This is a genomic window from Pseudomonas sp. PDM19, assembly GCF_014852215.1.
GTDB lineage: Bacteria > Pseudomonadota > Gammaproteobacteria > Pseudomonadales > Pseudomonadaceae > Pseudomonas.
On record NZ_JACVBG010000003.1, the window covers coordinates 212,405 to 231,142 of the forward strand.

Annotated in this window: 21 protein-coding genes; all 21 read right to left on the reverse strand. The window is 66.8% G+C overall.

Going from position 1 to position 18,738, the window contains the following annotated elements; all coding sequences use genetic code 11:
* Positions 1–105: 105 nt before the first annotated feature.
* The gene (locus IB273_RS16990) at positions 106–1,023 is read right to left on the reverse strand and encodes a dihydrodipicolinate synthase family protein (protein ID WP_015475498.1); all 918 of its coding nucleotides are present in this window, start codon (positions 1,021–1,023) and stop codon (positions 106–108) included.
* 107 nt (positions 1,024–1,130) lie between these two features.
* A complete protein-coding gene (locus IB273_RS16995; RefSeq protein ID WP_138212078.1) occupies positions 1,131–2,162 on the reverse strand; it encodes a trans-3-hydroxy-L-proline dehydratase in 1,032 nt (343 codons plus the stop codon).
* Positions 2,163–2,199: 37 nt separating this feature from the next.
* Positions 2,200–2,922, reverse strand: coding sequence for an amino acid ABC transporter ATP-binding protein (locus tag IB273_RS17000; protein WP_081517228.1), 723 nt, complete (start codon positions 2,920–2,922; stop codon positions 2,200–2,202).
* A complete protein-coding gene (locus IB273_RS17005) occupies positions 2,915–3,565 on the reverse strand; it encodes an amino acid ABC transporter permease (protein WP_081517229.1) in 651 nt (216 codons plus the stop codon). Before IB273_RS17005 ends, IB273_RS17000 begins: the two co-directional genes overlap by 8 nt.
* A gap of 11 nt (positions 3,566–3,576) precedes the next feature.
* On the reverse strand, positions 3,577–4,242 hold the full coding sequence (locus IB273_RS17010) for an amino acid ABC transporter permease (protein ID WP_045216994.1): 666 nt from the start codon (positions 4,240–4,242) through the stop codon (positions 3,577–3,579).
* Positions 4,242–5,960 (reverse strand): aconitase X, encoded by a 1,719-nt coding sequence (locus IB273_RS17015; RefSeq protein WP_192224601.1) that lies wholly within the window; start codon positions 5,958–5,960, stop codon positions 4,242–4,244. The genes IB273_RS17010 and IB273_RS17015 overlap by 1 nt, the downstream gene beginning before the upstream one ends.
* 70 nt (positions 5,961–6,030) lie before the next feature.
* The gene (locus IB273_RS17020) at positions 6,031–6,837 is read right to left on the reverse strand and encodes a transporter substrate-binding domain-containing protein (RefSeq protein ID WP_081517231.1); all 807 of its coding nucleotides are present in this window, start codon (positions 6,835–6,837) and stop codon (positions 6,031–6,033) included.
* Between the two features lie 486 nt (positions 6,838–7,323).
* Positions 7,324–8,103 (reverse strand): AraC family transcriptional regulator, encoded by a 780-nt coding sequence (locus IB273_RS17025; protein ID WP_192224602.1) that lies wholly within the window; start codon positions 8,101–8,103, stop codon positions 7,324–7,326.
* A 156-nt stretch (positions 8,104–8,259) separates the two neighbouring features.
* Positions 8,260–9,507 carry an FAD/NAD(P)-binding oxidoreductase gene (locus tag IB273_RS17030; RefSeq protein WP_192224603.1) on the reverse strand — a complete coding sequence of 416 codons (1,248 nt, stop codon included), beginning with the start codon at positions 9,505–9,507 and terminating at the stop codon, positions 8,260–8,262.
* Complete coding sequence (locus IB273_RS17035; RefSeq protein WP_081517234.1) at positions 9,504–9,740, reverse strand: 2Fe-2S iron-sulfur cluster-binding protein; 237 nt, start codon at positions 9,738–9,740, stop codon at positions 9,504–9,506. The genes IB273_RS17030 and IB273_RS17035 overlap by 4 nt, the downstream gene beginning before the upstream one ends.
* Entirely contained in the window at positions 9,733–10,845 is a 1,113-nt protein-coding gene (locus IB273_RS17040) for an NAD(P)/FAD-dependent oxidoreductase (RefSeq protein WP_192224604.1), read from the reverse strand. The genes IB273_RS17035 and IB273_RS17040 overlap by 8 nt, the downstream gene beginning before the upstream one ends.
* Positions 10,842–11,786 carry a 4-hydroxyproline epimerase gene (locus IB273_RS17045; RefSeq protein WP_192224605.1) on the reverse strand — a complete coding sequence of 315 codons (945 nt, stop codon included), beginning with the start codon at positions 11,784–11,786 and terminating at the stop codon, positions 10,842–10,844. Before IB273_RS17045 ends, IB273_RS17040 begins: the two co-directional genes overlap by 4 nt.
* Positions 11,787–11,899: 113 nt before the next feature.
* On the reverse strand, positions 11,900–12,574 hold the full coding sequence (locus IB273_RS17050) for a GntR family transcriptional regulator (RefSeq protein WP_081517237.1): 675 nt from the start codon (positions 12,572–12,574) through the stop codon (positions 11,900–11,902).
* Between the two features lie 131 nt (positions 12,575–12,705).
* Complete coding sequence (ispA, locus tag IB273_RS17055) at positions 12,706–13,593, reverse strand: (2E,6E)-farnesyl diphosphate synthase (RefSeq protein WP_192224606.1); 888 nt, start codon at positions 13,591–13,593, stop codon at positions 12,706–12,708.
* Positions 13,590–13,835 (reverse strand): exodeoxyribonuclease VII small subunit, encoded by a 246-nt coding sequence (locus tag IB273_RS17060; RefSeq protein ID WP_081517239.1) that lies wholly within the window; start codon positions 13,833–13,835, stop codon positions 13,590–13,592. The genes ispA and IB273_RS17060 overlap by 4 nt, the downstream gene beginning before the upstream one ends.
* A 127-nt stretch (positions 13,836–13,962) precedes the next feature.
* Positions 13,963–14,592 (reverse strand): START domain-containing protein, encoded by a 630-nt coding sequence (locus IB273_RS17065; RefSeq protein ID WP_192224607.1) that lies wholly within the window; start codon positions 14,590–14,592, stop codon positions 13,963–13,965.
* 322 nt (positions 14,593–14,914) lie between these two features.
* Entirely contained in the window at positions 14,915–15,445 is a 531-nt protein-coding gene (gene ppa / locus IB273_RS17070) for an inorganic diphosphatase (RefSeq protein ID WP_081517241.1), read from the reverse strand.
* A gap of 80 nt (positions 15,446–15,525) precedes the next feature.
* Positions 15,526–16,344, reverse strand: a complete 819-nt coding sequence (locus IB273_RS17075; protein WP_192224608.1) for a zinc-dependent peptidase — start codon at positions 16,342–16,344, stop codon at positions 15,526–15,528.
* A 7-nt stretch (positions 16,345–16,351) separates the two neighbouring features.
* Positions 16,352–17,011 carry a DedA family protein gene (locus tag IB273_RS17080; RefSeq protein WP_151189355.1) on the reverse strand — a complete coding sequence of 220 codons (660 nt, stop codon included), beginning with the start codon at positions 17,009–17,011 and terminating at the stop codon, positions 16,352–16,354.
* A gap of 185 nt (positions 17,012–17,196) precedes the next feature.
* Complete coding sequence (locus tag IB273_RS17085; RefSeq protein ID WP_192224609.1) at positions 17,197–18,081, reverse strand: substrate-binding periplasmic protein; 885 nt, start codon at positions 18,079–18,081, stop codon at positions 17,197–17,199.
* A gap of 101 nt (positions 18,082–18,182) precedes the next feature.
* Positions 18,183–18,647: a GNAT family N-acetyltransferase gene (locus tag IB273_RS17090; protein ID WP_081517245.1), complete on the reverse strand. Its 465-nt coding sequence runs from the start codon at positions 18,645–18,647 to the stop codon at positions 18,183–18,185.
* Positions 18,648–18,738 lie beyond the last annotated feature (91 nt).

Below are 18,738 nucleotides of genomic sequence, written 5' to 3' on the forward strand. Positions count from 1 at the left end.
TCTCCGGTGGGCTTTGTGCGGGAGCGAGAGCCCCTCTCCCTAACCCTCTCCCTGAAGGGAGAGGGCGGGGGAGAGGGTTGCCCCGGACACTCGATACAAGTCGACTCAGAGCCCCACATCCGGCAGCTTCGGCCGGTTGGCCAGTGCCTTGGCCATGATCGTCTCCACGTGCTCGCGGTCGGCGCCCTGCAGTGCCAGGCGCGGCGGACGGGTAAGCGCGGTGCCGCGGCCGGCGATCTCTTCGCAGAGCTTGATGCACTGCACCAGGTCCGGGCGGGCGTCGAGGTGGAGGATCGGCATCAGCCATTCGTAGATCGGCATGGCCTCCTCATAGCGACCGGCCTTGCACAGGCGGAAGATGGTTTCACCTTCCTGCGGGAAGACGTTGGACATGCCGGAAATCCAGCCTTCGGCGCCCACCGCGATGCTCTCCAGGACCACGTCGTCGAGGCCGGCGAAGAGGATGAAGCGGTTGCCCACTTCATTACGCACGTCGATGAAGCGGCGGGTGTCGCCGGAACTGTCCTTGAAGCAGACGATGTTCTCGCAGTCGGCCAGGGAGATGAGGATGTCCGGGGTGACGTCGTTTTTATAGATCGGCGGGTTGTTGTAGACCATCACCGGCAGGTCGGTGCTGGTGGCCACGCTGCGGAAGTGCGCGGCGGTCTCGTGGGGCTTGGAGGAGTAGACCAGCGCGGGCATCACCATGATGCCGTCGACGCCGACCTTCTGCACCGCCTTGGCCACCTGGGAGGCGCCGTGGCTGGTGAACTCGGCGATGCCACAGATCACCGGCACGCGGCCGCCGGAAGCGTCCTTGGCGACTTCGGTGACGGCCATCTTTTCCTCGATGGACAGCGAGGTGTTTTCGCCCACGCTGCCGCACACCACCAGGCCCGACACGCCGTCGCGCACCAGGTTGGAGATCACCTTGTGGGTGGCTTCCAGGTTGACCGAGAAATCGTCGTTGAACTGAGTGGTCACCGCGGGGAACACGCCACTCCAATTGACCTTCTTGCTCATGTTTGTCTCCAATTGTCGTATTTCGTATACGAAACGTCTGAAGGAAATCCCGCAGCATTTCGTCGTCGGGTGCCGCTACGCGGCGAATCAGGGTTGAAAAGGGGAAATCAGTAGCCGTTCGGCCAGGTGTCCGAGAGCCGGTAGCCTTCGGGCCACGGATCGGACGGGTCGAGCAGGTGCTGGTGGGTGCCGGTGATCCAGGCACGACCGGAGATGCACGGGTGGATCGCCGGTTTGCCGCCGACGCTGGTGAGGCCGTCGATGCGGCAGTGGAACTTGGAATCGATGATCGAGTGGCCGACGAAGCGTTCGCCGTCCTTCAGCTGGCCCTTGGCATGCAGCACCGCCATGCGCGCCGAGCAGCCGGTGCCACAGGGCGAGCGGTCGATCTTGCCGGGGCGGATGACCACCGCGTTGCGGCCGTGCAGTACGCCGTCGACGCGCTCCACCGGAGCGGTCAGCTGGCAGAAGGAGATGTGCGCCCAGTCGTGGTTTTCCGGGTGCTTGAAGCCTAGTTGCTGGTTCGCCGCCTGGGTGATCTTCAGGCCGGTGGCGACCAGGTCGGCGGCCTCCGAGGCGTGCAGGGTGAAGCCCAGGGCGTGGGCATCGGCGAGCACAAAGCTGTCGCCGCCGTAGGCGGTATCCACCTGCAGCGAGCCGAGACCTTCTACCTCGATCCAGGCATCGAGCTTGTCGGCGAAGGAGGGCAGGTTGCGCACTTCCACGCGCTGCACCTTGCCGTCCTTGCAGTCGGCCACCGCCTCGATCAGCCCGCCGGGAGCTTCCAGGGTCAGGCGCGTTTGCGGCTCCTGCATCGGCAGGATGCCGCTGTCGAGCAGCACGGTGCTGACGCACAGCGAGTTGGAGCCGGACATGGGCGGCACGTCGGCCGGCTCCATGATGATCCAGGCCATCTGCGCGCGCGGGTCCTTGGGCGGGACCAGCAGGTTCACGTGGCGGAACACGCCGCCGCGCGGTTCATTGAGGACGAAGTTGCGCAGCACGTTGTCGCTGGCGATGAAGCGCGACTGCGCCCACACGGTGTCGCCCGGCGGCGGGGCGACGCCGCCGACGATGACGTCGCCGACCTCGCCCTCGGCATGGCAACTGACCACATGGATGATCTTGCTCGAACGCATGTCTGTCTCCTGTGCGAATGGGCCAATGAACGCGCGGTCAGTTCACCGAGCGGAGGAACTCCGCCGTCTCCGCCCGCTGCGGGTTGACGATCACCTGGTCCGGCGTGCCGATCTCGTGCACCAGTCCTTCGCGGAAGAACGCCACGCGGTCGGACACGTCGCGGGCGAAGCGGATTTCATGGGTCACCAGGACCATGGTCATGCCCTCTTCGGCGAGCAGGCGCATGGTGTCGAGCACCTCGCCCACCAGCTGCGGGTCGAGCGCCGAGGTGGCTTCGTCGAACAGCATGTAGTCCGGCGACATGGCCAGCGCGCGGGCGATAGCCATGCGCTGCTGCTGCCCGCCGGAAAGCTTCTGCGGGAACACCTTGAGCTTGTCGCCCAGGCCCACGTGCTTGAGCTGCTTCACCGCCATCGCCTCGGCTTCGTCCTTGGACAGCCCCAGCACCTTGCGTGGAGCGAGCATGACGTTCTCCAGCACGGTGAGGTGCGGGAAGGCGTTCCACTGCTGGAAGACGATGCCGATCTTCTGCCGCAGCTTGTTCAGGTCGGTGGTCTTGGCGTGGACCTCGATGCCGTCGACGCGGATCTTGCCGCGCTGGATCGGCTCCAGGCCGTTGATGCACATCAGCAGGGTGGACTTGCCCGAACCCGAGCCGCCGATGATCGAGACCACCTCGCCTTTCTTCACGGTCAGGCTTACGCCCTTGACCACTTCCAGATCGCCGTAGGCTTTGTGCACGTTGTCGATTTCAATCATTTTCCTGCCACCTTTTTTCCAGCCGGGCACCGAGGCGCGCCACGACCCAACTCATGAGGTAATAGATGACCCCGGCGACGCACAGCACCAGCAGGGGTTCCTGGATGCGCGTCACGATGGTCTGCGAGGCGCGGAGCAGTTCGACGATGCCGATCCACATGACCAGCGCGGTGTCCTTCATCACCCCCAGCACCAGGTTCAGCCAGCCGGGGAAGGCCACCCGCGCGGCCAGCGGCAGCACGATGTAGCGCAGGTCCTGCCAGTAGGTCAGACCCAGCGAGCGGCTCGCCCGACGGATGTTCGGACCGACGGCGAGGATGCCGCTGCGGATGATCTCGGTGCAGAACGCCGCCGCGTAGATGCCCAGTACCAGGCAGCCGACGGTGAAGGCGCTCCAGTTCAGGCCGACGATGCTTTTCAGCGAGTTGAACAGCACGAACTGGATCAGCAGCGGCACGCTGCGGAAGATGTCGAGGAACCAGCCGACCGGCATCGTGGCGCGCGGCAGGGCGGCGCGCAGCCAGCCCAGCACGACGCCGGCGAGGGTGCCGATGAGCATGGCGCCGACGGTCAGCTTGACGGTGACCCAGGCCCCTTGCAGCAGGAACATCAGGTCGTTGACGGTGAAGCTCGTGGAAAACATGCGCGCTTCTCCTAGTAGCGGAACAGCCGCCAGCTCAACAGGCGGGCGACCGCCACGATGACCTTGGCGATGATGTAATAGAGCACCGCGGCCAGGGCGAAGTACTCGAAGGTGCGGAAGGTGCGCACGTTGAAGTCCTGGGTCACGCCGGTGAGGTCGTTGTTCAGGCCTACCACCACGCCCAGCGAAGTCATCAGCACCGCCCAGACCATCTGGTTCGTCAGCGGGTAATAGACGATGCGCAGCAGCTGCGGAACGATGATCATCCGGTACGCCTGGAAGGCGCTCATGCCCAGCGAGCGCGCGGCGCGCATCTGGGTGTCCGGCACGGCCTTGAGGCCGCCGCGGAAGTTCTCCGCGAGGTAGCCGGCGTTGTTGAAGGTGATCCCCGCCAGCAGCGCCACCCAGGAGCTGACGTGCAGGCCGAAGGAACCCAGGCCGAAGTAGAGGATGTAGATCTGGAACAGCGACGGGGTGTTGCGCGCGATGGACACCCAGGTATCGGCGAAGCCCTTGAGCAGCGGGTTCTTCATCTGCCGCATGACGGTCAGCAGCAGCGCGATGAGCACGCCCAGGATCATCGACAGCGCGGCTGTCTCCAGGGTCACCCAGGCGCCGCCGAGCATGTCCGGCAGGGCCTTGAAGGCGGAACGCCAGTGGAAGCTGTAGTTGAACATCAGCGTACCCCCTCGCTCAGCCAGCTGGGCACGCCGCCATCGGCGCGAGCGCTGCAGGCCGCCTCGACGCACGCGGCAAGGCTGCCAAAATGCACCTGGCGCCCGGCCAGGCCCGGACCGTAGTGGGCGTACTTCGCCGAGTTGGTCATCAGCGTGGTGCAGGCCGGCGGGATCAACGGTTCGCCGATCATGCACCAGCAGGTGTCGTTGAGCAGCTGCGCGCCGAAGTCTTCCAGCACCTTCACGTCTCCGGCGGCGCGGGCCTTCTCCTGCACGGCGCGGCCCAGTGCGATGACCAGCGCGACGCCCGGATGCTTGCGGCGCCCGGCGACGAGCTTCGCCAGGTCCGCGCACTCGCTGGCGGAGAAGTGCGGGTTGCCCAGCGAGACCAGTTGCACGGTCGGCTCGCTGGCGTGGTCCAGTTCGCGCCAGGAGGCGACCAGGTCCGCCGGGGTGACGCGCAGGTGCTGCAGCGGCGCCTTGTTGCCCAGGGCGGTGGTGGCGTCCGGCGCTTCCGGAGTGACGCCGGCAATGTGGAACATCGGTGCGGCGGAAGTGGTGGCGAAGGCCGCGCCGAAGGCTTTCAGCGCATCGCTGTCCGGCGCCAACGGCTGCAGGCCGTCGACCACCGGGATGCGCGAGCCGCACAGCTCGCCGATGTGGTAGCCGAGCAGCGGGAAGATCGATTCGTCGTGGGCGGCCGGCAGCTCGACATCGATCCGCAGCGTGGCCAGCCGGCCCTCGTCGCGGTGGCTGCCAACATTCGGCGCGCGGCCGGTGAGGGCGATGCAGATGTCGAGGTAATCCGGGTATTTCAGGGTCCGTGCGCCGAGCACGCTGTTGGCGTACACCACGGCGTTGGACTCGGCCCAGACCACCTGGTCGCCGAGGCCCGGTTTGCTGTCCAGCAGGTAGGGCGCGCAGGTGTAGCTCATCTGTGCACCCATCTCCATGTAGGCATCGCCCAGCGCGGCGGCGGGTTCGCCGAAGGCCTTGTCGACGCCCAGCACGCGCCAGCGGCGGTGGTCCACGGAGATGGAGTTGAGGGTGGTCGGCACCTTCACCTGGCCGCCCCAGTCCGCCAGCTGGCGGGCGAAGCGCAGGCTTGCGGGGCCGGTATAGATGCAGCCGTCGATGTGCGCCTGGGCGACATCGAGCAAATCCTTCGCGCCTTGCAGCGCGGCCATGCGCAGGACGATCTGCATGGCGGCCTGCGCGGCCTTGCCGTGCTTGCCGTCGAGCAGCTCATGGTCGCCGGCATTCAACGCCAGGCCTTCCGGCAGCGGGCCGGCATCGCTGGCCATCACGCCCTGCCAACCATCGGCAGGGCGCTCGGCGCTGAGTGTTACCTGACCGTCTTCGATACGGGCCCAGCCGCCCGCGGACAACTGCTCGAAACCCTCGCGCCCCAGGCTCAGCACCGGGATGGAGCGGCCGAACAACGCCTGCGCCACCAGCACGCCGAGGGTGAGGATTTCGTCCGGCTCGGCCAGCAGCAGGGCTGCGGGCGCGTGGCCGTTGAGCAGTATTTCCAGCATCACGCTGCTGCCGGTGCAGGAGCCGCGTCCGCTGGGAATCGCCAGCACCCGGCTGGGCAGGAAGCTGCCCGACAGCGGATGGTGGCGGTCGATGACCTCGCCCGTGAAAGGCTCGACGCCTCCCCAGAAGCTCAGCCCGGTGTCGGCGGACAGTAGCGCCCCTTCGGCGCTACCCCCCATCAGGACCCGCCCTGTCAGGCGTGAGTCCCGCACCCTTGAAGCCTGCATCGAAGACATGTCGCACCCGCTGTCAGTAGTACACGTGGGGAACGGTGAGATCGACCGGGGTGCCGCCGACCCACTTCTCATACAGCTCGGCGTAGCGGCCGGTGCGGACCTGCTGGTTGACGAAGAGGTTGAGGTAATGGATCAGGCCGTACTCGTTGCGCGCGGCGGCCAGCGAGACGTAGTCGATCACGTAGGGCGCGTTGCCCACGACCTTCAGGCCCTTGTATTTGCCGGACTTGAGGGTGGAAGCGGCGACGGTGTTGGTCACCACGGTGGCGTCGATGTGGCCCTGGGCGACGGCGAGGATGGTGTCGTTCTGGCTCTGGTAGGCGCGGAAGCTACCCTTGCCGGCCCACTTCTTCACGTCCTTCTCCAGAGCGATGGCTTCATAGGTGCCGCTGGTGTTGCCCACCGGGCGGTCCTTGAGGTCGTCGTATTTCGTGATGCCGGTGTCCTCACGGGTCAGCACCACCATCTGGAAGGCGAAGTAGGGGATAGTCATGGCGACTGTCTTGGCGCGCTCCAGGGTGTCGGAGGTGGAGGCGACGATCACGTCGGCACGGCCGGAAACCAGCGCCGGGATACGATCGGGGAAGGGCGTCTCGACGACTTCGGCGGTGACGCCGAGCACTTTCGCCAGGTCGTTGCAGTAGTCCACGTCGAAGCCGACCGGGTTGTTCTGTGCATCGCGCGAGCCCATGGGCGGGAAGTCCAGGGTCACGGCGCAGCGCAGCTTGCCGGATTCGATGATGTCGTCGAGCTTGTCGGCCTGGGCCTGACCGACGAGGAACACAGCGGTGAGGGCTAGAGCAATTCGGGAGAATTTCATTGGGGCCTCTCTGAGTCAGTGTTGTGCAGCAGTTTTGTATTATGGATTTCGTATACGATATTTTTTAGAGCAAGGCATGTGCCAGAAACCACTCGGGTGTGACCCATGGGTCGCAAGGCCCGATGTTTGGGGGATTGGTTGCTGGGAGCCTTCCGAATTAACTGTAGGCGGGTTCTGCGCGCTGTTACCAAATGAAGCAGGAGTGCGTTTCGCTGCCCCTTATGGGAGCACTCCGCCGCGCGGCATTTCCCTGTAGGAGCGGGCCACGCTCGCTCGCGAAGCGCACTCCGCCGTCGCCCCCGGTGAGCGCATTCGTAGGATGGGTCGGGCGGCGTTCCGCGAGCTTGCGATACCCATGCTGTCCCGCGTGCCGCCATCGATGGGTATCGCTGCGCTCCACGCCATCCTACGTTCGTGCTCTGCCGTCATATCGGTGTGGGCGGGGGGACCCGGTTGCGGGCATGGCCGGTTCATACAGGTGTTTCGTCAGTTGGAAACCGATTGGGATTCTCGGTACTGCGTCGGCGACAGCCCGGTCAGTGCGCGGAACTGTCGGCTGAAGGCGCTGTGATCGGTGTAACCGCAGCGCAGGGCGATCTCGGTGATCGGCAGGTCTTCACCCAGCAGGCGGGTGGCGGCGCCCAGGCGCGCCTTGTGGATCATCTGCCGCGGAGTGAGCTGGAAGATGCGCTTGCAGTGGCGCTCCAGCTGGGCGACGGACAACCCGGCCAGCTCGGTCAGCTCGCCGAGGTTGATCGGCTTGTCGAAATGCTCGCGGATGTAGGCGTCCACCGCTGCCAGGCGCTGGTACGCCGGGTGCGTGGATTGCGCCGCCTGCAGGTCGCTGGAAATCCCCGCCATGCCGATCACCGCGCCGGCCGCATCACGCAGCGCCAGCTTGTGGGTCAGGCACCAGCCGGGTTGGCGGCCGGGATAGAGGTGCAGTTCCAGCTGGTCGCTGAGCTGGCCGCCGGTTTCCAGCACGCGGCGGTCCTGCTCGGTGTAGACCGGACCGAAGCGCGAGGGGAATACTTCCTCGGCGGTGCGCCCGAGCAGTTCGCTGGCGTCCTTCACGCCGCAGCGCCGCGCCAGGGTCTGGTTGACCAGCACATAGCGGGCCGCGGTGTCCTTGATGAAGAACACCACGCCGGGCATGGCATCGAGCAGCGGGGCTATCTGCCGGAAAGTCTGCAGCAGGCTGTCCAGGTCGCGGGCGCCCTGGGGGATCAGGTCGTGCATCGGGAAGCGGGTCGGCTGTCGGAACATGGCGAAAGGTACGGTGCAAAGTGGCGAGGTGGCGGGTCGCTGTCAACTCGTAGGGCGCATAAAGCGGAAGCTTTATCCGCCGCCTTGGCTTCGATGTGGCGGCGGGTGGCGGATAACGCCAAAGGCGTTATGCGCCCTACGGGACAGGCTCAGTCTTCAGTCTTCGGCCAGCTGCAACAGAGTTTCCACCCGCGCCGGGCTGAAGGGCGGGCGCGGGGCCGGCGGTTGCCAGCCGAACAGTTGCTGCGCCGCTGCGCCGCACACCCGGCCCTGGCAGGCGCCCATGCCGCAGCGGCTGGCGAGCTTGGCGGCGGTCCAGTCCGGCTTGCCGGCCAGCACCGAGTAGGGCACGTCCTCGCAGCGGCAGACGAGGGTGTCCGGCTGGGCCAACTGGTTCAGGCGCGGGTCGAGGGTGAAGTCGCGCCTCAGGGCGTCGGCAAAGCTCTGCCAGCGCTGGCGCTGCGACCATAGCTCGCGCGCGCGGTCGTGCTCACCCACCGCTGCGTGGCCGGCTATGCGGCCTTCCACCAGGGCTTGCTCCGAGCCGCCGAAGCCGGTGCATTCGCCCGCCGCATAGATGCCATCCCGGCTGCTCGCCTGCCAGGCATCGACGCGGATCGCGCCGTCGTCCACCGTGCACCCCAGCGCCTGGCCGAGCTGCACGTTGGGAATCAGGCCAAAGCCGCAGGCCAGCCGGTCGCAGGCGATTTCCTTCAGCTTGCCGCCCTGGCTGATGCGTACGCCTTCCAGGTGATCGCTACCCAGGGCGGCGACCACATGGCTGTCGGCGCGGTAGGCCGGGTCATACAGACCGAGGGACTGCAGCAGCTTGTTCGGCCAGCGCGGCAGCTTCATGGCGAACCGCGCGAGCGCAGGCCAGGACGCCTGCTCGGCGATACGCAGGATTTTCGCGCCGTTGGCGCGGGCAGTGGCGGCGCTGGCGAGCAGCAGCGGGCCGCTGCCGGCGATCACCACGCGTTGCCCATCCACCGGCAGCCCGCCTTTGACCAGCGCTTGCAGGCCGCCCGCGCCGGTAACGCCGGGCAGCGTCCAGCCGGGGAAGGGCAGCAGCAATTCGCGGGCGCCGGTGCAGAGGATCAGCTTGCGGTAGTCCAGCCGCCAGCCGCGCTCGTAGTCCTCCAGCAGCAGGCCGCGCTCGCCGGCCAGCGCGACCACGCGCGTGCCGTTGTGAATCCTGATATTTGCGCAGGCAGCCACTTGCTCGCGTAGCTCGGTGGCGGCACGCGGCAGGTGTGCATTGGGCCCGTCGCGCCAGATCTGCCCACCGGGCAGCGGGTTGTCGTCGAGGATGACGATGCTCGCGCCGCTGGGCGCGGCAGCGAGGGCGGCGGACAGCCCGGCCGGGCCGGCGCCGATGATGACGATATCGGCCGCAGCGTTCATGGGCGGGTCTCCACCTGCATGCCGTCGCGGCACAGGGTCTGGCAGGCCAGGCGACGCTGGCCGTCGATGCTCACCCGGCATTCCTGGCAGACGCCCATGCCGCACAGCGGCGCGCGGCGCTGGCCGCTGACCGAGGTCCGTGTGGTGCCGTCACCGCCCAGGGCGAGCGCAGCGGCGACCGTGGTGCCGGCGGCGACCCGCAGCGGGCGGCCGTCGAGGATCAGCTCAGGCATGGGCGTTGGCTCCGAGGAAGCGGTGCGGGGAATAGGGCTCGGCCGGCAGCGGCAGCGGCTCATCGCACAGCTGCGCGGCGAGCAGGTCGGCGGTGCCGGGGGCGGTGGTCACACCCAGGCCTTCATGGCCGACCGCCAGCCACAGGCCGGGGCGCTGCGGGTGTTCGCCCACCAGAGGCATGCCGTCGGGGCTGGCGGCGCGGAACCCGGCCCAACTGCGAATCACATTGAGGTTGGCCAGGCCGGGCATGTAGTCCACGGCGCGGCGCAGCATCTTCGCCAGCATCCAGCCTTCCACCTGCGGGTCGGTGGTGCCGAACTGCCGCGAAGCTCCGATGAACAGCTGGCCGGTGGGGCGCGGCTGGATGTTGCAGGCCACCGAGGGGCCGCTGGCATTGTGTGCGCTGGTCACGTAGCCCAGCTCGACCAGGGTGCGGCGCACCTTGCCGGGGTAGCGGTCGGTGATCAGCAGGTGGCCCTTCTTCGGCTCAATGGGCAGGCCGGGGCACAGCTCGCCGGCCTGGATGCCGTTGGCCAGCACCACGGCCCTGGCGCTCAGCCACTGGCCGCTGTCGAGGCGCACGCGGGGTTCGTCGATCTCCACCACTTTCGCCTGGCGCTGGCGGATCGGTTTCAGGGCCGATTCCAGCAGCCAGGCGGCGGCGCGCGGCGCGTAGAGAATGCCGTCGCTGGTGATCTCCAGCCCGCCGTGCAGGTCGCTGCGCAGCTCGGGTTCCTCCTGCTGCAGCTCGGCGTTGTTCAGTAGTCTGGCGGCGACGCCGTGCTCGCGGAGGACGGCGAACTTGCGTTCCGCTTCGGCCATCTCTTCATCATTGGCGGCCAGCCACATCGTGCCGTTGCTGCGGTAGGCGCACTCGGCGGGCATGTCGTGGCCCCATTCGCGCCAGCGCTGCAGCGAGTAGTTGCTCAGCGCCAGTTCGGCGGCGTTGTCGTCGAGCACCAGCAGGTGCCCCATGCCGACGGCGGTGGCGCCGGGCAGGAGCGCATCCAGCACCAATACGTCCAGGCCGCGGCGGGCGAGGGCGTGGGCGCAGGCGGCACCGACTATGCCGGCGCCGATGACGATGATATCGGCATCGCTCACGGGCGGATGCCCCAGGCGAAGGGATCGTCCCCTTCCAGCAGCAGGGTGGCCTCGGCGCTGAGGTTGGCGCGCCCACGGATGGTCGGGATGATGCGGCCCTCGGCGGGTTCTCCAATCCACTCGAAGCGCCCTTCGAACTGGCTGCCGATCACGCTGGCCTGGCGCCAGGCGTCGCCGGCAGCGAGTTTGCCGTCGGCGGCCAGGCACGCCAGCTTGGCGCTGGTGCCGGTGCCGCAGGGCGAGCGGTCGTAGGCCTTGCCGGGGCAGAGCACGTAGTTGCGGCTGTCCGCTTCCGGGTCGTCGGCGAACAGTTCGATGTGGTCGATCAGCCCGCCGTCTTCGCCACGGATGCCCTGGTCTTCCAGCGCCTTCTGCACGGCGACGGTGTAGGCGGTCAGCTCATCGAGGTTGTCGCCGGCGACGCGCAGGCCGTGATCGGAGATCAGGAAGAACCAGTTGCCGCCCCAGGCGATGTCGCCGTGCACCAGCCCATGACCGGGCACTTCCACCGGAACCTGTTTGCGGTAGCGGTAGGAGGGGACGTTGCGCACGCTCACCGAGCGGTCATCGTGCAGGGTCGCTTCGACGGTGCCCACCGGCGTCTCGATCCTGTGCGTGCCGGGACCGATGCGACCCAGGTGCGCCAGCGAGACCACCAGGCCGATGGTGCCGTGGCCGCACATGCCCAGGTAGCCGGTGTTGTTGAAGAAGATCACCCCGGCGCAGGCGCTCGGGTCCACCGGCTCGCAGAGCAGCGCGCCGACCAGCACGTCACTGCCGCGCGGCTCCAGCACGGTCGCGGCGCGCCAGCTGTCGTGCTGCTCGGCCAGCAGCGCGCGGCGCTCGGCCATGCTGCCCTTGCCCAGATCGGGGAAGCCGTCGAGCACCAGGCGAGTGGGTTCGCCGCCGGTGTGGGAATCGAGAACCTGGATGCGTTTCATGCTGCCCCCTGGGGTGGTCTTGTGATTGACCCTAGGGTGGCGCGGCGCGGGGATTGCAGCTTGAGGGTTTTCCGCCGGGCCGATGATGAAATCGGCACAGCGGGCAGTTTTGTCTAACTCGGCGTCGGCCGGTTCGGCAGGTGCTCGTAGAGCGTGCGGCAGACGCCGTTGATGTGCTCTTCCAGCAGACGTGCGGCGCGGTCGGCGTCGCCGGCGCGGCAGGCGTCGAGGATGTCGTGGTGCTCGTGGTCGGCGCGTTCCTTGCCGTCGGACATGCTCATCTGCAGGCGCAGGTAGCGTTCCACCTTGTCGTGGATCGAGCGGATCAGGCCGACCAGGTACGGCCGCTGCGCCGGTTCGTAGAGGCAGGCATGCAGTTCCCAGTTCAGTTCGGCCCAGCGGCCGATGTCATCCTCGCCGACGAACTCGGCACAGATGCTCTCGGCGCGGGCGAAGGTCTGCGCGCTCATGTTGGGGATCGCCAGGCGCAGCGCCTGGACTTCCAGCACCACGCGCACCTCGAACATCTGCGCCAGTTCCGGCTCGGAAATCTTCGTCACCAGCGCGCCCTTGTTGCGCTGGAACTCCACCAGGCCTTCGGCTTCCAGGCGCTTGAGCGCCTCGCGCACGGGGATCTTGCTGACGTTGAAGATCTGCGCGATGTCGTCCTGGCGGATCGGCTCGTGTTCCGCCATCTGGCCGGAAATGATCGCTTCGCGCAGGTGCTTGGCGATGGTCTCCGAGGCGGAGGGGACGATACCCAGGTTGGGAGCGTTGCGTAGCGGCACGATGCAGTCCGGTCAGGTGGCTGTTGTCGGATATGGTATACGAAATCCCTGCCATGCAGTGAAGCACCGGCAAGCGGTCATCGCAATGGGTGACTCACGGGATTTGCACACGCAATGCGCGTGCCGGGAAATCAGTGGCGGCGTTCGACGATGTAGCGGGCGAGGGCACGCAGCGGTTCGGCGTTGTCGCCGAAACCTTCCAGCGCGGCCAGCGCCTGATCGCGCAGGGCCAGGGCGTAGGCCTTGGCGGCGTCGAGGCCGAGCAGGGCGGGGTAGGTCGGCTTGTCGTGGGCCTGATCCTTGCCCTGGGTTTTGCCGAGGGTGGCGGTATCGCTTTCCACGTCGAGGATGTCGTCCTGCACCTGGAACGCCAGGCCCACGGCCTCGGCATAGCGGCGCAGGGCTTCCAGCGCCTCGGTCGTGGCGCGGCCGCTGGCGAGGGCGCCGAGCTGCACGCTGGCTTCGATCAGCGCGCCGGTCTTGTGCCGGTGCATGGTCTCCAGCGCTGCCTGGTCGATCTTGCGGCCGACGGACTCCAGGTCGATGGCCTGGCCGCCCACCATGCCGGCGGAACCGGCGGCTCGGGTCAGGGCCAGCAGCATGTCCAGGCGAGTCTGGGCATCCTGCGGATTGAGTTGTGCGTTACCGATCACCTCGAACGCCAGCGCCTGCAGGCCGTCGCCGGCGAGGATCGCGCAGGCTTCGTCGAAGGCGATGTGGGTGGTCGGCTGGCCGCGGCGCAGGTCGTCGTCGTCCATGGCCGGCAGGTCGTCATGCACCAGGGAATAGGCGTGGATCAGTTCCACTGCGCAGGCCGCGCCATCGGCGCGTTCGGCTTCGCCACCCAGGGCTTCGCAGGCCGCGTAGGCCAGCAACGGACGCACGCGCTTGCCGCCGTTGACCACGCTGTAGCGCATGGCGGCGTAGATGCGGTTGAGTTCTTCACGAGGGGCGACGAAGAGTTTTTCCAGCGCAGCATCGACACGCGCCGTGCAGCGCGCCTGGTACGCAGCGATCATGCGTCGTCGCCTTCCGGATCGAAGGGCGCTTCGCTCAGCTCGCCGTCGCGTTCCAGCAGGATCTGCACCTTCTGCTCCGCCTGGGTCAGCGCTGCTTGGCAGTCGCGGGTCAGGCGGATGCCCTGCTCGAAGGCACCCAGCGAGTCCTCCAGCGACAGCTCGCCGCTTTCCAGGCGCTCCACCAGCGTTTGCAGCTCGGCGAGGGACTGTTCGAAGTCGAGGGAAGCTTTCTTGCGGGCCATGCGGACATCTCGGCGGGGGTATTCGGAAACCTCGCGACACTAGCAGAGACGGGGCTTGCGGGCAAATCTTCGGCCAGGCTGCCGGCGAGTGTGCAAGTGCAGCCAGCGGTACTTTCGGCCTGTTTTTCTAGTAGCCGCCGTCGCGGACGCCCTGGTGTTCCTCCACCACCTTCAGCATGCGCAGCGACTCGAAGGGCGCGTCGACCACGAACTGGTTCGCCAGCCAGGACGGCACGCTGCCGCCGGGTTCGCCGCGCATTTCGTAGGTGACCTCGGTGAGCTTCGGGCCCTTGGGGACCATCTGCCAGGTGCCGGAGACGCTGGGCACACGGATGCGGTCCTTCACCGGCGGGATATAGTCCGGAGCGGCCTGCAGGTGGCGGATCATGCCGCCGTCGGGGGTTTCCTCGGTGCTCACCCTCAGCACCAGGTCGCGTGGGGCGGCGGGCCAGGGGAGCTTGGTGTCGAGGTAGACCCAGATGGCTTCGTCGCTGTACTTGAGCAGGCGCATCTGCGCGCAGGCATAGAGCCACGCGCAGGAAACGCGCAGGTTCTCCTGCAGGTGGCCGAGGGTGGCAACGTCGGCGTTCACCAGCGTCACGCCACGGAAACTCTTGTAGTGCGAGCCGGGCACTTCGCTCAGGTAGACCCGCACGCCGTCCTTGTCCTTGGCAAGCTTCCACTCCGCCGCCTGCGCATGGACAAGCGCAGGGCCTGTCAGCAGGAGGGCAAGCAGCAGGTATGGCGAGCGTTTCATGACAGCGGACCGGCGGGGGAATAGTCCGATCTTATGCCTGGCCCGTGACAGCGGCGCATTGGCCGGCGAGCGGTCTGGCGGGGGATTGCGCAGGCTGCGCGAGTGCAAATCGCAGGCATTAAAAAAGCCGGCTTGTGGCCGGCTTTCAGGGGGTGGTCCAACCTTACTTCTGGTAGGGCGGACCGCCTTGATTCTGTGGCAACGCAGCGAGCTGCGTGCGGGGGCGAAGATGGTAGCAAAGTCGGGACGAAAAGCCTAATCCCGGTCATGAAAAAGCCCCGCCTGGGCGGGGCTCTTCACGGCGCGGTCACCCGCGCCGCCATCACTTGGCCTGGAAGGCAGCGACGGCCTTGTTGATGTAGTCGTGAGCCTGGGCGGTGTCGCCCCAGCCTTCGACCTTCACCCACTTGCCCTTCTCGAGATCCTTGTAGTTCTCGAAGAAGTGCTTGATCTGCTCCAGCAGCAGGGCCGGCAGGTCGGTGTATTCCTTCACGTCGTGGTACAGCACGCTCAGCTTGTCGTGCGGCACGGCGATCAGCTTGGCGTCGCCGCCGGCTTCGTCGCTCATGTTCAGTACGCCAACCGGACGGGCGCGGATCACGGAACCCGGAGCGACCGGGTACGGGGTCACGACCAGCACGTCCAGGGGGTCACCGTCGTCGGCCAGGGTGTTCGGGATGAAGCCGTAGTTGGCCGGGTAGAACATCGGGGTGGCCATGAAACGGTCGACGAACAGGCAGTCGGTGTCCTTGTCGATTTCGTACTTGATCGGCGCGTGGTTGGCCGGGATCTCGATGGCGACGTAAATGTCGTTCGGCAGGTCTTTGCCAGCCGGGATGCTGCTGTAGCTCATGGACGACTCCAGATAGTGGTCGGGCCGAAAAAGTGCGGCGGATTATAGGCAGATTGCCGTGTCCAAGCCACAGACATCGCCTAGTGCGCCTGAGTTTCCTGATATTCGGGGTGATCGGCCTGAAGCTTGTGCAGGCGCGAGAGCGGATCTTGCCGGTAGAACAGCGAAAGCTGTTCATAGACTTTGGGATAGGCCCCCCAAAGGAGGTCCGGAGCGGTAAAGAAGTACTCGCTGGTGACGGCGAAGAACTCGGCCGGATTCTCCGCCGCGTACGGGTCGATGGCGGTGTGCGCCTGCGGGTCGTGGTCCAGCTGGCGGTTCAGGTCGTCGTAGGCAGCCTGCATGGCGCCGGCCCAGTCGGCGACGCGCATGTCGCGGTGCAGCGGCGGCAGGCCGTTGGCATCGCCATTGAGCATGTCGAGCTTGTGTGCCAGTTCGTGGATCACCAGGTTGTAGGCATCCCAGCCGCCGCCGCTTTCCACGCCGGGCCAGGCGAGGATCACCGGGCCCTGCAGCGAGGTCTCGCCGGCGCGCTCGTCGTCGAACTCGTGCAGGACGCCCGCCGGGTCGCGGTGCTTCTGCGGGCTGACGAAGTCGTCGGGGTAGAGGACCAGCTCATGGAAGCCGCCGTACCAGTTCAGGTCCGGCAGGTGCAGCAGCGGCAATTCTGCCTGGGTGGCCAGCAGCAGGCGGCGGTAGTCGTCCAGCTCGATGCCGGGCAGCGGTGAGAGGCGCTTGTCGCGCAGGAACAGCAGCGCCCGCTCACCGAGCCGGCGCAGCTCTTCTTCGCTCAGGCCGTCGAGGATCGGCAGGTGTCGGCGCACCTGCGCCCACAGCGCTGCGTCTAGCGGATAGCGGGCGAGGAAGCGCCGGCGGCGCCAGGCGCTGAACGACCACATGGGCGGATCAGTGCTCGCCGGGCTGGGCCTTGGCCGAGGGGCGCATCTTGTGGCGGATGAAACCGATCAGCATGGGCACCAGGGAGAAGGCGATGATGGCGACGATCATCACCGAGAGGTTCTGCTTGATGAACGGCACATTGCCGAAGAAGAAGCCCAGGGTCACCAGGCCGCCGACCCAGGCGATGCTGCCGGCCACGCTGAAGAACAGGAAGCGCGCATAGGGCATGTAGGCCATGCCGGCGACGAAGGGGGCGAAGGTCCGCACGATGGGCAGGAAGCGCGCCAGGGTCACGGTCTTGCCGCCGTGGCGTTCGTAGAAGGCGTGGGTCTGGTCCAGGTAGTCGCGGCGGAAGATTTTCGAGTCCGGGTTGCTGAACAGGCGTTTGCCCAGGGTTCGGCCGATCACGTAGTTGGTGCTGTCACCGCTGATCGCCGCAAGCAGCAGCAGGCTGCCGAGCATCCATGGGTCCATGCCGCCCGCGGCGCAGATGGCGCCGGCGATGAAGAGCAGGGAGTCGCCCGGCAGGAAGGGCGTCACCACCAGGCCGGTCTCGCAGAAGATTACCAGGAAGAGGATGGCGTAGATCCAGGTGCCATAGTTGGCCACCGCCAGCGACAGGTAGGTGTCGAGGTGGAGAATCAGGTCGATCGGGTTGAATTCCATGAGAAGCCTGTATGACAACAAGGTGAACGGCCGGGCCGCCCATTATAAGGCGCGGCCGGGCTGCCGGGGGCGCGCTCCGTCGAATCCTGCGACGGCGGTCCGCGGGAGGATATTACAGCTTCTGCGTGAAAATCCTGTCGCTGTGAACGCGGCAATGCCTTGTGACAAATGCCCGGCGCACGGCCCTAGAGCAGGCTCGCCTGCCAGCTCAGCAGGTCCGTTGTCGTCCGGGGAGTCAGGGTGGCCCCGTGCTGATCGCTGGTCGCTGGCAATTGCTCGGCCAGCGGATGCGCGGCAACTTCGCGGGTGTTCATCGCGCTTTCCAGATGAGCTTCGGCGATCAGTTGCTGAAGACGACCGCTGCGGCGCAGGGTGCGCAGGCCGCGGTCGAGGCTGGCAGCCAGGGCCTCGCCTTCGGCGCGCTTCTTCGGCACCAGCACGTAGAGCGGCTTGACCTCCAGCGGCGGGTCGACGAACTCCAGTTGCTCGTGCAGCGCCGGGGCGTTCTGGCTCAGCAGCTGGTAGCCGGTATAGCGGTCCACCACGGCCAGGTCGATGCGCCCGCGCAGGAGTTTTTCCAGGTTCTGCCAGTCGCTGCTCACCACGTCCTTGTTGAGGAAGTCGGCGGCGTCGAAGCTCTCCTGATTGACGTAACCGCGCACCACGCCGATGCGGTACGGGCGCAGGGTGTCGAGGTCGCGCGGGTTGATCGGCAGGGCGCGGTCGCGGCGGCGGAAGAAACCGAGCTGGGAGTCCAGCAGCGGCATCGAGGTGTAGAAGTCCTGGCTGCGGTCTGGCGACAGGTAGGCCGGCATCAGGGCGTCGAAGCGGCCTTCGCGGGTTTCGTTCAGGGCCCGTTGCCAGGGCAGGAAGACCAGTTCTGCCTTGTCGCCATTGAGCGCCAGGGCTTCGTTCAGGATGCGGCTGGCCAGCCCGTTGCCCGGCAGGTCGCTACCGACGTAGGGCGCCCACTCCAGGGTGGCGACGCGCAGGGTCTGCGCCTGTGCGTTGGCGCCCAGGAAGGCGAGACAGAGACAGGCGGTGCGCAGAACAAGCAGGGAAATGCGCATGGGATCCCTTCATGCGGAGGCCGCGGTGATTCCGCTGATTGCACTCTAATGCGCCGGGCCCGCCGATGCCAGCGGGCCGCTCCACACCTTGCAGCAGGGTCTCAGTTGAGATCGTCGCTGATCGGCAGGATGTAGTTCTTGAACTCGCTGTCCTCGCGGAAACCGATGGACTCGTAGACCTTCTGCGCCACTTCGTTGTTGACGCTGGTGGACACGCGCATGCGCACGGCCTGGGTTTCGCGGGCCATCTGCCGGGCTGTCTGCAGCAGATGGTCGGCGACCAGCTGGCGGCGGGCCTCTTCGGCGACGTAGATGTCGTTGAGGATCCACACGCGCTTGAGCGACAGCGAGGAATAGCTCGGGTAGAGCTGGCAGAAGCCCAGCAGCTTGCTGTCATCGTCATCCGGCAGGGCCAGGTAGATCACCGATTCCTTGCGGCGCAGGCGCTTCTCGAGGAATTTTCGCGAGGACTCGGGGTAGGGGAGCATGCCGTAGAACTCGCGGTATTTGACGAACAGCGGCGCGAGCAGATCGAGGTGGTCGAGCGTGGCTTGCACGATGCGCATAAGCGGGCCTCGGCGGGAGGTGAGTGGGCTGGCAGGGCAATGCAGGGGCTATGCCAGTGGATAGCCGTTGGTCCGATGCTGCACCAGAATT

Bases quoted from the DNA above. Each gene is read 5' to 3' on its own strand.
- IB273_RS17060 (WP_081517239.1), bottom strand. From the start codon at position 13,835: ATGGCCCGCAAGAAAGCTTCCCTCGACTTCGAACAGTCCCTCGCCGAG.
- IB273_RS17015 (WP_192224601.1), bottom strand. From the start codon at position 5,960: ATGGGGGGTAGCGCCGAAGGGGCGCTACTGTCCGCCGACACCGGGCTG.
- IB273_RS17090 (WP_081517245.1), bottom strand. From the start codon at position 18,647: ATGCGCATCGTGCAAGCCACGCTCGACCACCTCGATCTGCTCGCGCCG.
- IB273_RS17005 (WP_081517229.1), bottom strand. From the start codon at position 3,565: ATGTTTTCCACGAGCTTCACCGTCAACGACCTGATGTTCCTGCTGCAA.
- IB273_RS17065 (WP_192224607.1), bottom strand. From the start codon at position 14,592: ATGAAACGCTCGCCATACCTGCTGCTTGCCCTCCTGCTGACAGGCCCT.
- IB273_RS17035 (WP_081517234.1), bottom strand. From the start codon at position 9,740: ATGCCTGAGCTGATCCTCGACGGCCGCCCGCTGCGGGTCGCCGCCGGC.
- IB273_RS17000 (WP_081517228.1), bottom strand. From the start codon at position 2,922: ATGATTGAAATCGACAACGTGCACAAAGCCTACGGCGATCTGGAAGTG.
- IB273_RS16995 (WP_138212078.1), bottom strand. From the start codon at position 2,162: ATGCGTTCGAGCAAGATCATCCATGTGGTCAGTTGCCATGCCGAGGGC.
- IB273_RS17020 (WP_081517231.1), bottom strand. From the start codon at position 6,837: ATGAAATTCTCCCGAATTGCTCTAGCCCTCACCGCTGTGTTCCTCGTC.
- ppa (WP_081517241.1), bottom strand. From the start codon at position 15,445: ATGAGCTACAGCAGCATCCCGGCTGGCAAAGACCTGCCGAACGACATT.
- IB273_RS17045 (WP_192224605.1), bottom strand. From the start codon at position 11,786: ATGAAACGCATCCAGGTTCTCGATTCCCACACCGGCGGCGAACCCACT.
- IB273_RS17080 (WP_151189355.1), bottom strand. From the start codon at position 17,011: ATGGAATTCAACCCGATCGACCTGATTCTCCACCTCGACACCTACCTG.
- IB273_RS17025 (WP_192224602.1), bottom strand. From the start codon at position 8,103: ATGTTCCGACAGCCGACCCGCTTCCCGATGCACGACCTGATCCCCCAG.
- IB273_RS16990 (WP_015475498.1), bottom strand. From the start codon at position 1,023: ATGAGCAAGAAGGTCAATTGGAGTGGCGTGTTCCCCGCGGTGACCACT.
- IB273_RS17075 (WP_192224608.1), bottom strand. From the start codon at position 16,344: ATGTGGTCGTTCAGCGCCTGGCGCCGCCGGCGCTTCCTCGCCCGCTAT.
- IB273_RS17085 (WP_192224609.1), bottom strand. From the start codon at position 18,081: ATGCGCATTTCCCTGCTTGTTCTGCGCACCGCCTGTCTCTGTCTCGCC.
- ispA (WP_192224606.1), bottom strand. From the start codon at position 13,593: ATGATCGCTGCGTACCAGGCGCGCTGCACGGCGCGTGTCGATGCTGCG.
- IB273_RS17010 (WP_045216994.1), bottom strand. From the start codon at position 4,242: ATGTTCAACTACAGCTTCCACTGGCGTTCCGCCTTCAAGGCCCTGCCG.
- IB273_RS17030 (WP_192224603.1), bottom strand. From the start codon at position 9,507: ATGAACGCTGCGGCCGATATCGTCATCATCGGCGCCGGCCCGGCCGGG.